10 protein-coding genes, 4 pseudogenes and 1 riboswitch are annotated in these 12013 nt (G+C 32.1%); of the genes and pseudogenes, 10 read left to right on the top strand and 4 right to left on the bottom strand.

Annotated elements, in window-relative coordinates; all coding sequences use genetic code 11:
* Positions 1–49: 49 nt before the first annotated feature.
* Positions 50–1048 (top strand): hypothetical protein, encoded by a 999-nt coding sequence (locus tag JCM14822_RS13175; RefSeq protein ID WP_054742843.1) that lies wholly within the window; start codon positions 50–52, stop codon positions 1046–1048.
* Between the two features lie 86 nt (positions 1049–1134).
* On the opposite strand, the gene JCM14822_RS20410 is transcribed toward JCM14822_RS13175, so the two are convergent.
* Positions 1135–1284 carry a hypothetical protein gene (locus JCM14822_RS20410; protein WP_157047760.1) on the bottom strand — a complete coding sequence of 50 codons (150 nt, stop codon included), beginning with the start codon at positions 1282–1284 and terminating at the stop codon, positions 1135–1137.
* Positions 1285–1909: 625 nt separating this feature from the next.
* Between JCM14822_RS20410 and JCM14822_RS25405 the strand changes: the two are divergent.
* Positions 1910–2047, top strand: a pseudogene (locus JCM14822_RS25405) (IS4 family transposase); the annotation flags it as partial.
* 455 nt (positions 2048–2502) lie between these two features.
* Here JCM14822_RS25405 and JCM14822_RS24570 read toward each other — a convergent pair.
* Both JCM14822_RS24570 and JCM14822_RS13160 read right to left on the bottom strand, forming a co-directional pair.
* Positions 2503–3563: pseudogene (locus JCM14822_RS24570) on the bottom strand (iron-containing alcohol dehydrogenase family protein).
* Positions 3563–4198 (bottom strand): annotated as a pseudogene (locus JCM14822_RS13160) (MtnX-like HAD-IB family phosphatase); the annotation flags it as partial. The pseudogenes JCM14822_RS24570 and JCM14822_RS13160, both read right to left, overlap by 1 nt.
* A 187-nt stretch (positions 4199–4385) precedes the next feature.
* Between JCM14822_RS13160 and JCM14822_RS13155 the strand changes: the two are divergent.
* The 6 genes from JCM14822_RS13155 (at position 4386) to JCM14822_RS13130 (ending at position 8539) form a co-directional block, all read left to right on the top strand.
* Positions 4386–4577 carry a ferredoxin gene (locus JCM14822_RS13155; protein ID WP_054742841.1) on the top strand — a complete coding sequence of 64 codons (192 nt, stop codon included), beginning with the start codon at positions 4386–4388 and terminating at the stop codon, positions 4575–4577.
* An 18-nt stretch (positions 4578–4595) separates the two neighbouring features.
* The gene (locus tag JCM14822_RS13150) at positions 4596–4790 is read left to right on the top strand and encodes a CDIF630_02480 family spore surface protein (protein ID WP_054742840.1); all 195 of its coding nucleotides are present in this window, start codon (positions 4596–4598) and stop codon (positions 4788–4790) included.
* Between the two features lie 170 nt (positions 4791–4960).
* On the top strand, positions 4961–6085 hold the full coding sequence (locus JCM14822_RS13145; RefSeq protein WP_054742839.1) for a stalk domain-containing protein: 1125 nt from the start codon (positions 4961–4963) through the stop codon (positions 6083–6085).
* 198 nt (positions 6086–6283) lie between these two features.
* Complete coding sequence (locus tag JCM14822_RS13140) at positions 6284–6784, top strand: CBM20 domain-containing protein (RefSeq protein ID WP_054742838.1); 501 nt, start codon at positions 6284–6286, stop codon at positions 6782–6784.
* A gap of 272 nt (positions 6785–7056) precedes the next feature.
* Positions 7057–7311 carry a hypothetical protein gene (locus tag JCM14822_RS13135; RefSeq protein ID WP_054742837.1) on the top strand — a complete coding sequence of 85 codons (255 nt, stop codon included), beginning with the start codon at positions 7057–7059 and terminating at the stop codon, positions 7309–7311.
* 34 nt (positions 7312–7345) lie between these two features.
* Positions 7346–8539: a 5'-3' exonuclease gene (locus JCM14822_RS13130; RefSeq protein WP_054742836.1), complete on the top strand. Its 1194-nt coding sequence runs from the start codon at positions 7346–7348 to the stop codon at positions 8537–8539.
* A 53-nt stretch (positions 8540–8592) separates the two neighbouring features.
* Here the strand turns inward: JCM14822_RS13130 and JCM14822_RS13125 are convergent, their stop codons facing one another.
* Positions 8593–9669 (bottom strand): SGNH/GDSL hydrolase family protein, encoded by a 1077-nt coding sequence (locus tag JCM14822_RS13125; RefSeq protein ID WP_054742835.1) that lies wholly within the window; start codon positions 9667–9669, stop codon positions 8593–8595.
* A 216-nt stretch (positions 9670–9885) separates the two neighbouring features.
* A riboswitch (purine riboswitch) is annotated at positions 9886–9987 on the top strand.
* A gap of 73 nt (positions 9988–10060) precedes the next feature.
* Here JCM14822_RS13125 and JCM14822_RS13120 point away from each other — a divergent pair.
* Both JCM14822_RS13120 and JCM14822_RS24565 read left to right on the top strand, forming a co-directional pair.
* Positions 10061–11369, top strand: a pseudogene (locus JCM14822_RS13120) (uracil-xanthine permease family protein).
* Between the two features lie 11 nt (positions 11370–11380).
* A complete protein-coding gene (locus tag JCM14822_RS24565; RefSeq protein ID WP_054742834.1) occupies positions 11381–11956 on the top strand; it encodes a xanthine phosphoribosyltransferase in 576 nt (191 codons plus the stop codon).
* Positions 11957–12013 lie beyond the last annotated feature (57 nt).

The following is a 12013-nucleotide window of genomic DNA, read 5'->3' as shown; positions in this document are numbered from 1 at the left end:
TACTGAAGAGACTGTTGCATTAGATTACTTTAAAGAAGCAGAACGTGATGTGGCCCATGTTTTAGGGATACTCGGACAAAATATCAAAGCTTATGAAGACTTATTACATGAAGTTTTAGCTAAGTTAGAAGCACCAGAACTTGTTCACTTTAAAGGTGACTTAGATAAATTGCTCACAGAAAAACCTCAAGATGAACTAGTAGCCCGTCGTTATAGAACCCTTATCGGTGGTGAAAATGGTTATTTAGAAAATTTACGTGAAGAAAAAGAACGTATTAAATTAACGATTATTGAACTCAAAAAAGATGAAGAAAGCTTTATTATGCAATGTATTCAAAAATGTGAACAAGTTTATAATGACTTAATGAGTCTTTCACATCTTTCTAAAATAGAGATTCATGGCCATCAACAAGAAATGATCCGTATTATTATCTCGCCACTTGATGAGGAATTACGCTTTGCTAAAATGCGTAGTTATATCAATGGCCTTATTGAGCAAGTGGAGCATATTGAGGAAAACAAAAAGCAAGCTTATCTTGCAAGTCATTTAACGCTAAGAGAACTCTTTAGTGCCTTTGTAGTCAATATTAAGAAGAGTGATGTACGTATCTTCAAAGTAGAGGACATTGCGGAAAACAGTAGGGAACTTCCTTGGAGCCGTGCTATTGGTTCAACAGGTCAATCAAATGGTATGTATATGAGCATCTTTATTTGCTTAATTTCTTATATCCGTAAACTGTATAATCCACATATTGGTGAAGATAGCCGTAAGTTCATTATGTTAGACAGTCCATTCTCTGGAACAACTGCTGCTTATATTTGGGAACCTGTTATTAAACTACTTGATCGTAATAATGTACAGCTTTTATGTGTAGGGTATGATATCCCAACACATCTTATGGCCCTATTTGATGTAAAATACAATCTAGCAGCTAACTATGATACAGATAAAAAGCAAACTATTGTTGTAGAAAATATCCGTTCAACAATGAATTTAGATCAGTTAAGTTATGATAAACTCATTGGTCAACAGCTAACATTATCATAAGTTTAATATTACTTTAAAAACAAACCGCCCATAAGTTGGATTTATATTTCCAGCTTATGGGCGGTTTGTTTTTAAATACTAAGTGTTTATTGCGTTATTTGCTTAAGTTTTAATGATTCTCTATATTGTTCTGCAGGTGCTGTTTTAACAAAGTCTATAGTTTTAACAAAGTTAAATGCTACAGAAGCATCTTCTAGTTCATCCATACGATCCATTGGATCTAATCTTCTTGTCATATTTAAAACGACATATTGAATCTATATATTTAAGTAGTCTAGAATATAAATATGTTATCCTACCATAGGAGTAATGGCATAGAAGTGAAAATTAGAATTGAAGGAGATTTAGAAATGGGCTATGATACGATTGTTATATTTGGACATCCGAGCAATTATATTGCAAGAGGCTTTAAAAGCTGCAAAAATATAATATCTGTATAGGGGATAACTATTTTCCTACAGCCTTTCTAGTAAAAGAATTAAAGCCTTTTAAAACCGATGGCAGAAAGTGGACCTTTTATGAAAGCCCTGTCTTTGAAATAGATGAAAAAGAAGTTGAGGTCTATGATTAATCATTTACACTAAAAGTAAAAGCCTATCGGACAAGTCAGGAGAAGTTTTATATTTATAGTCATTCATCCATTAAATAGTTAGGAATTATAAGAGGGGACAAATGTTATGTTTAAAGGTAGCAAACGATGAAGATATAGAGAAAGAATATCTATTTGTTCGAGATATACCTGAAAATGAGATTATTAGTCAGTTTTGTATACTTATAAGTTAACGCTTATGACATATATATAATTAAAGATAATGTATTATATATATATTATCTAATAGGTAATTGATATATACATAAAATCTTGCAAAAACATATGATCATGCAAAGTATTGTTATAAGTTTGGATTTTGCATGCTGACTTTAGGTTGGTCAGATGGAAGCACCTTCCTTACTATTAATAGCGTTCTACTCTCTACTGAAAATAAAAAGAACAGAATCAAAGGTTGTTGATTTGTCTAATAAATTCATGGAATAAATATTTAAAAGCCTCATAACTCAGTTTTTTACATTGTTGGACAAAGGCTGAGGTAGTAGGGAAACTATCACTATACTCAAAAAACTCCCCAATTTCATGGCCTAAACTGTTACTTCCAAAAGATAAAATAAATTGCATAAGTTTTTCAAACCCAAACTTACTCTGACGTACAAAACATGTTTTCTCAGAAGTAGAAAAATTCTGTGGATCATCACTAATTTTCTTATAATTTCTAATATACAATTTTTTAGTTCATTTGTGTGTATATTCATCATAAAACCTCTTTAACGAGGGGCTTCGCCGCAAATTTTTAATACTTTGTCAAGCTTTTTCACAGAAAAAATAACCAAGTATCTATATAAGTACTTGGTTATTTAAGGAAATCTCAGATACAATGTCTTAACTTAATGACATTGTATTAGTGCAGGATAGTTTTTAATAAATCATCTTCATCTAAAAGTTTTAAGGCTTGCTCACGATAATGAGATTCATGAATAAAGGTATGTCTATTAGGTTTAATAGTTGGTGCAAGTTCAATAGCTTTTTTAAAATCGTCTTTTTTTAGATTTAAAGTTTTAACATAATCCCAAAAACCTGTATCTGTAAGCACTTGATTAACGCGAGTATAACGATGATCTTGAACTTTACTCATAATATAGGTAGCAATCCCTACTTGAATACCATGAAGTTGGGGAACTTCTAATATTTTATCTAAGGCATGTGAAATAAGATGTTCACTACCACTAGAAGGCGCGCTATTACCAGCCATTTCATTAGCAATACCACTCATAGCTAAGGAGTCAACAAGTTCTTTTAAGAAAATATCATCTTTAATAGATTTAAAGGGGGTACGGACGAAGCTGTTAACGGCTTTTTTGCAATCATTAGAGCAAAGTCATCTAGCTGGCCGACTCCATATTCATATTCATAAATCCAATCATAAAGTGCTGTAATCTTAGAGATAAGGTCACCAATTCCTGAATAAATGAATTTTTCAGGTGCACTTTTAATCACATCTAAATCAACTACAATACCATAAGCTAACTTAGCAGGAACTGAAGTACGTCGGCCTTCTACTAAGAGTGAGGCACTTGAACTTGAAAAGCCATCACTAGATGAAGAAGTAGGAATGCTGATAAAAGGTAAACGTTTTAAAAAACTAGCATATTTAGCAGCATCAATGACCTTACCACCGCCTATAGCAATGATAGCTTCTGTTTTACCAGGAAGAGAAAATGCGAGTTTAGTAATATCTTCGATATGGGTGCTATCTAACTCTTCGTAATGAAGTAGTTCGATTTGGTGAGCTTTTAAACTGTTAAATACAGTTGTACCAAAAAGATTAATAAGTCCATTACCAAAAAAAACTACAACCTGCTTTAATTCATTTTCTTGTAGAATTTCACCTAAATAAGAAAGTGTACTTTTGCCTACCTTTAAAAATGTAGGTACTGAAATACGATGATTTGGTAGTTTCATTAGACTATAACTCCTTTAGCTTTTAAGACAGTACCGATATCCTTATAACTAGTCATAGGTATGAAGGGAATGCCTTTTTCATGAAGCATTTCTTGTAATGCTGATTTTGCAAAGCAAGTATCTGCCAGTGTGCAAGGAGGAATATCAGGTGCGCTATCTCCTGCATAATAAACATAATCATATTGTTTTTTGATTTCAGTTAGGACTTTGGATTTATCAATACCGTAAATATCAGAGAAGAAGGGACTTGTTTCATCAATACTTAAATGAATGCCATATTCACGATATTCACCAGGATTGGAGTACACTTTAATATGTTGAAGGCCTTTATGTTCTAAGAGTCTTTCAATATAGTAACTTGTACCAGCACTTAAAATGATAAAATCACCACCAGCTTGATGAATCGCATCAATGACATAATCAGCAGTTTCGTCCCACTCAATACGTAAGATGTCTTCTAATATTTCTGCTTCATTACGATTAATGCTGCTATAGATTTGATGCAGAAAGTCACGATCTTTAAACTCATTACGTCGCCAAGCTTTATAAAGTATTTCCCCTTTCTCACCAAGATAGTCATCTATAATCATTTGATAAAAATCTTTATGCGTTAAAGTACCATCAAAATCAGAGACAAATGCAAATTTTTTTTGTTCATTTTATAACCCTCCTCAAAAGATAACTATATTTTCCCCACTATTATTTGCAGTATACTATGTTAAATTAACCAAGTAATAAATTTGGATAGTAAATGTATAGAAGTAAAAAAAAAGACATATATTAATAACATTAAAGATAATAAAATGTTAAGGAGATGTGATGATGAAAGCAGTTGTAGATCAAGAAACATGTATTGGATGTGAACTTTGTACTAATATTTGTCCGGAAGTATTTAGTATGGGGGAAGATGGTAAATCACATGCTATACCGGATGAGATTCCTGATGCGTTAACGAATGATGCACAAGAAGCAAGAGATAGTTGTCCTGTCTCAGCAATTAGTATTGAAGAATAATAGATATAGGAGTTAAAGATGGAAGATACTAAAAGTCAAACAGTAGATGGCAGAGATAATTATCGTCTTGATAATACAGACATTATGATTGATGAAAGAACTGCCGCATGGGCCAATAAGGAAAATGAATTTCCAAAGACTCATGTAAGCATTCCAGATATAGAAAGTGTGATTAATGCTAAAGAGTGGGTAGATAGTGGAAGTAAGCTTTAAGAACAAGTTTAAATAAATAAAAAGGCTATTTTGGTACTTAAATGAGAACTGAAATAGCTTTTTTATGTATGACTAAGAATTGTGCATTTTTATTGAAAAGATATTATAGCACATGATATAATTATTTAGAAAAATTTAAATTATAAACTACTTACAAAGGGGAGAGGGGAATGAAATTTCGAAAAAGTATATTAGGGCTTATGATTTGTTCGCTAATATGGCAGTTACCTGTACAAGCTGCTACGTATACAAAAAAAGTACAATATTATAACCCCACGTTTTATTATAATGGTGTACAAAAAGATTTAAATGGTTCAGTTGTTGTAATTGATGGTGTAACTTATGTACCCGCTAGGAACTTAAGTAATAGTCTTGGGCTAGATTTAAGTTGGGACGGCAAATCACTTTTCATAAATAGTTCAAATGGAAGTGATTTAAGTTCACAAATGGCGTTGCAAGCAAAAGAGTATGAAATTGCATCCCTTAAAAAAGAAATTGAGCGTTTAGGAGGTAATGGAATAACAAGTACTAATAAAAATAGCAAAACAACTACTACAGATAGTTATTCACAAACAGATGGTACAGATATATTAGGTACAGAACTTACAGCAACAGCAAAAGCATTAGAAAGTTCGTATGAAGAGTATTTTGATGATATTGAATTTGATTTCTCAGTAAAATTATCTGGTAGCAAACTACGTGTAAATATTACATATGATAGAAGTGCGGCTAATAAGGCATTTAATAAACTTTCTAGTAAAGAGCTTAAAGAATTTGTTGAAGATGTTTGTGAAGAAATTAGAGAGCGTCATGATGATATAGCAATTGAAGGAACTATTAAGTATGATGATAATAATTCAACAAAGTATTACTTTGATTATTCTAAACGTGATAAATTAAGCTGTGGTAAGAATAGTGATTATAGCAGGCGGGATTATGATGACAATGTAACAGCAGCAAGTGTTGAAAGGATTTTAGAAGGTTTTTCAGTTATTGCAATAGATGATTACCTTGGAACTGTTCCAATTACAAGTAAAAGGGCTGAAGTCAATGAATCAAAAGAACGCATTAGTTTAAACGTGTATGTTGATTTAAATGATGAAATGAAAACAGCACTTAACTTAAATCAAGGAATAGATCGTGATGGACATCTTAGGGACTATATGAAAGATTTTGCAAGCCGTATTCAAAGAGAAACAGATTACGATGATATACTTATTTATGTATATAGTGGCAGCAAAGAAATAGCTTTTTATGATTATGAAGAAGATAAACTTAATGTTTCAGGGATTTAATGTTATAAAAATAGAGATATATAAATAGTTAATGGATATGTAAAACACTATAATGAGGAAGTGAAAAACTCATTGTAGTGTTTTATTATGCCTAAAAATAAGTGACATAATAATAAAATTTTATTAATTTTGTAAAAATATATCATATAAATAACGTTATTGGTAACGTTTTTAATGTTAATCAAAGGGGAAATAGAAATGGATATAAGAAAGAAGAAATGGCTGACATACTTTATTACGTTTTGTATGACTTTGAGTGTACTAACGGGTATGGAACCTACTAGTTTTTTAGTCTATGCTGAAATAGGTCCACATAAGCCAGTAATGACAAAAGAAACAGTAACTTTTAGCATTACAAAGCCAAGAGCCTATGCAGTTTATTTAGCTGGTGAGTTAAATGAATGGAAAGAAAAGGATCCAGCGTTTAAATTAAGTCAGCAGGAAGAAGACTTATGGGAAATCACTTTAGATAGAAGTGAATATGAGAAATTAGCACAAACTAAGAATACTTATAAATTTGTAACTTATACAGAAGAAAATGGTACAGCATATTGGAAAGAGGGTGCAAATCATGAAGCATATTGCGAAGGGTTTGAGCTTATCAATAAGAATTTAAATGTAAAAAAGGTGAGAGTGCCCAGTTATCAAGTGGGATATATTATGATGAAGAAGCACAAGAAGCGAAAGAAATTGCTGTAAAAGATATTCAATATATCATTGAAGGAAGTCGTGAAGACATAAGTACAGAAGAGGAATAATTAAAAGTCACAGAGAATTTTAAAGAAAGTGAAATTACGCTTAAAGGAATATATAAGGATAAGGAAAGTAATCTTAATGTTTGTGTAACTTCGGAATCGTTTTCACTATTTGTAATCGGTAAAGATGGTAAGATTACATTTAATGCAGTTTATGGTGGTGAAATATTTTATTACATAGGTGATTTAACAGGATGGGATAAACAGCAAAAAGCAATGACAAAAGGAGATAGCATCTTTAGATATACAACAGAAAATCTAGTTAATTCAGGAATCTATACGTATAAGTGTAAACCTAATGTAGAGAATTGGAATGACAGTTTTAATGCAGAAGGTACGGAGGGCAATTCAAAAGTAATTGTTCCTGGTATAGTTAAGCATAATTTAACAGTAGAATCAGGGAAGACAACAAATTTACTAGGAGGGAGAATAAGGAAGTCTATAGACAAAAAAGTGCAAGAAGTTTTATAATGAGAGTAATATTTTAATTAAATGAGGTTTAAAGATGAGTCGAAAATTATTATTAATAGATGGCAGTAGTTTATTAAGTACCCATTATCATGGGAATTTACCAAGACAACTACAAGGCGTATCAGACATGGCTAAACGCGAAGCATTATTTCCTAAGATTTTGCATACCGCAGATGGCGTATATACTAATGCCATGTTTGGCATGCTTAAAGCACTTTTAAAGATTATTAAAGAGCAAGAACCGTCTCATATTGCTGTGGCATGGGATGTAAGTCGTAATACATTTCGCCGTGAAATTGCAAGTGATTATAAAGGCACAAGAAAAGAAACAGATGCACCTCTTAAGGAGCAGTTTAAAAATATGCAGTGTTTACTTGAGAATATAGGGATTAAGCAGCTAATGAGCTTGTCTGAATCGCCTATTTCAGAAGTATTTGAAGCAGATGATTATTTAGGGTCTATGGCTGCTAAATTTGAAAATGAAATTCCAGTTTATCTTTTAACAAAGGATAATGATTATTTACAATTGGTTTCAGAACATACAAGATTATGGCTTGTAACATCTAAAAGTAAAGAGCTTGTACAGGCTTTTTATCCAGAAAATGCATCTGTACTACCAGATGGTGTTGTAGAATTAACGCCATCTTTAGTTGAAGTTTATCAAGGCGTTACACCGAAGCAGTGTTTAGATCTCAAAGCCTTATGTGGAGATAGTAGTGATAATATTAGTGGGGTAAAAGGTGTAGGTGAAAAATCAGCTGTGCCACTTATTAGGGAATATGATACGATTGAAAATCTTTATGCCCATATTGAAGATTTAACATCAGAAGAGGAAAAATGGTTAAAAGAGTTTTGGAAAGTAGATTTAGGTATTGTGCGTTCACCATTAAAGTTCCTTTTACAACCAGACACTGAGACACAAAAAGGTGGTAAAACAGCAGCTTTAGAAAGTAAGGCATTAGGCTGCATTAAAAGAGATATTCCTTTACCTTATACACTGGATGATTTTAAAACGAATATCAATGAAACTGCTTTAGAGACAGAATGTAAGCGCTATGAGTTTAACAGTTTATTAAATAAAGAAGTAGAAGGAAAAAAAGAAGAAATAGCTGTAGTCAAACAGATGCAAACATTATCTAAATCAGAATTACAATTGATAGCTGCAACACAGAAAGTACAAGCTTTAAGAAAACAAGAAAATACTAACGAACAAATGAGTCTATTTTAAAACAAAAGCAATGGTTCTAAAAAACATTGCTTTTGTTTTTTAGTTTTATTTAGTTACAGGATTTTTAAAGTTTTTGTAATAAAGTCAGCTAATTCATCTGCCATAGCTCTATTTACATCAACACGAGGATGTAATACGCCTGCATCTTGACTTAAAGCATGAAAATAAACTTTAGAATCGCCATATGTATTGACCATATGAACAGCATCTTCAATACGTTTTACAAAAGTAGCGTCATGGCTAGCTGTCATTGGACCAATTGTGCAGAAAATATGTGCTTTAGGATACTTACTTCTAATTTTGCTAATAAGCGTGACATATTCGGTTGTAAAAGTATCAGATAAAGTAGATGAATAGTCATTTTGTCCAAGATTAATGACAACATAATCTGCTTGCCATTTACTAAAGTCCCAAATAGGCATAGGTTCATCTAAGTTAGTCCAATCCCAAACATCATTCATATCTATAGGTAAATAGCCATTTACAATGCCTATACCACCGAGTGCGATACAAGAGTATTGAGCATCTAGTTTTTTTGCAAGTAAAGGAGCAAAAGCATTTTCATTATTGAAATGGATATAGTCTTCATAGTTATCAATGTCAGTTGGGGCTTCATTACATACACCAGCTGTAATAGAATCACCATAAAATTCTATTTTAAGTTGGCGTTTATCTTCATAAGGTGTTAATGAAGCTTGTGGATCTAATTCAAATCCTGTAAATCTAACGGGTGCCCATACTTCAGTACGTTTATTGATAAGTAGATGATGTTTTGTATTTTTAAGATTTGTTGCCAGTGTATAAGTATGAGGTCCATATTCACATTTTAAAACTGTCAAGGTACCATCAATATATACATTAAGATAATTTGGCGCATCAGGATCGGTACCCTCCACATTAAGTTTAATTGATGTGCCAGTAAAATCAGCTTCAATAGTTGACCCAGGCCACCAAAGGTCTACGAAATCTTTGGCATTAGATGTGTCAATACGTCCCATATAATGGATGGAATTGTCTTGAGGAGAGATAATAGTAGGATTTGATGTGGCAGCTGCAAAAGTTGTTATATTAAGTGTAGTACTGAGTAATGCAAAAGCTAAACTTCTTTTTAAAAATAGATTTTTTTTCAATGATGTTACCTCCTTAAATAAAATGTTTTAAATATTATAACAAAATATTCTGAAAACAAAAATATATATTGTAGAATATCACTAAAAAAGAAATTAATAAATAAAATTAGCTGTATAAATAAGGAAGCACTTATAAAATGCAAAGATAATAATAATATACATATTTTGAATTATTTAACTAAAACATAGACAAACATCTAAAAATATATTATCATAAATAAAATTAGAGGCAGACATCGTATAGCGTTGAAAATATGGTTCAACAGTTTCTACCAAATCACCGTAGATGATTTGATTACGATAAGATATTGAAGAGGCACTTATATCTTCATATCCTATGGAAACTCCTATACTGTCATGCTATTAGTTTGAAAAGAAAGAGGTAGCTTAAATGCAAGGAGAAATTTCAAGTGTTTATAAATTAGATGGCCGAGTGCTAGTAAGGCAAGCAATTCCTTTTGGATTACAACATGTGTTAGCTATGTTTGTGGCCAATATTACACCAATTATTATTGTGGCAGGTGCATCAGGACTTTCAGGAGAGCAGACAGCAAGGCTTATTCAAAATGCTATGATTATTGCAGGGATTGGAACAGCCGTTCAGCTTTATCCAGTTTGGAAAATAGGTTCAAAATTACCGATTGTAATGGGAATTAGTTTTACCTTTGTTTCAATCTTTTGTTTTATAGGAAGTACGTATGGTTATAACTCGGTAGTAGGAGCAGTGTTAGTAGGAGGATGCGTAGAAGGTATTTTAGGACTATTTGCAAGATATTGGCGCAAGCTAATCTCACCAATTGTAGCAGCTAGTGTTGTAACAGCTATTGGTTTTTCGCTTTTAAATGTAGGGGCTTATTCTTTTGGCGGTGGCAATGGTAGTGCAGATTTTGGAGCAGTTTCAAATTTAGTATTAGGAAGTATCACACTGATTTGCTGCTTGCTATTTAATATATTTGCTAAGAAGCACTATAAACAGTTAGCTGTTTTATTTGGACTTGTTATTGGTTATATCGTAGCTATTTTTATGGGAAAAGTAGATTTTAGTAGTATTATGAGTGGTGGAATTATTGCATTACCACAACTTATGCCATTTAAACCAGAATTTAATTTAAACGCCATTATATCTGTTGTATTGATTTTCTTAGTATCAGCTACAGAAACAATAGGGGATACTTCGGCTTTAGCTGCTTCAGGATTAGGCAGAGAAGTATCAGAAACAGAAATTTCAGGTTCAATTGCTTGTGATGGTTTTATAAGTTGTGTTTCAGCAGTATTTGGATGTATGCCAATTACATCTTTTAGTCAAAATGTAGGGCTTGTAGCTATGACAAAGGTAGTTAATCGCTTTGCTATTTTAATGGGTGCACTCATTATAATTATTGCAGGGTTATTTCCAGTAGTAGGAAATGTGCTCGCTACATTACCTGAACCTGTATTAGGTGGCTGTACATTAATTATGTTTGGTTCAATTGTAGTAAGTGGGTTGCATATGATTGCAAAATGTGGTTACAATCAGAGAAATATGTTGATCGTAGCGCTTTCATTAAGTGTAGGTATTGGATTTACACAAGTACCTGATATTTTTATGATTTTTCCAGAAATTATTAAAAAATGTTTTTGCAGAGAACTGTGTGGCAGTAGTATTTTTAACAGCTGTTATCTTAAATATGATTTTACCAAAACGTATGGAACAAGAATAAAGGAGATTAACATGGAACTTTTAAAACAACGCATTAGAAAAGACGGGAAAATTAAAGAAGGCAATATTCTTAAGGTAGACTCATTTTTAAATCATCAATTAGATATTAACTTATTTGAAGCGATTGGCATGGAATTTAAAAGAAGATTTGAGGGTGAAGAAATTACAAAAATTCTCACCATTGAGGCTTCTGGTATTGCTATTGCTTGTATTGTTGCAAGATATTTTAATGTGCCAGTAGTATTTGCAAAAAAAACACAGACTAAAAATATTGCAGGGGATGTATATACAAGCAAAGTAGAATCGTTTACTCATGGCAAGGTATATGATATTATTGTGTCTAAAGAATTTTTAAAGTCAGAAGATAAAATACTTATTATTGATGATTTTTTAGCAAATGGTAAGGCGCTTTTAGGGCTTGGGCAACTTGTCAAAGATGCAGGTGCTACATTAGTTGGAGCAGGAATTGTCATTGAAAAAGGTTTCCAGGTAGGTGGTGAAATTATACGTGAAAGTGGTATACGTTTAGAATCACTTGCTATAATCGATGAAATGAGTGTAGAAGATGGCATAAAGTTCCGTGACTAATCATATTTATGTTAGAGACACGAAAGCAAAAATAAAATTGCTTTCGTGTTTTTTGTT

Source organism: Cellulosilyticum ruminicola JCM 14822 (genome assembly GCF_001311925.1).
GTDB classification, from domain to species: domain Bacteria; phylum Bacillota; class Clostridia; order Lachnospirales; family Cellulosilyticaceae; genus Cellulosilyticum; species Cellulosilyticum ruminicola.
This window is presented reverse-complemented; position numbering and strand designations above follow the sequence as displayed.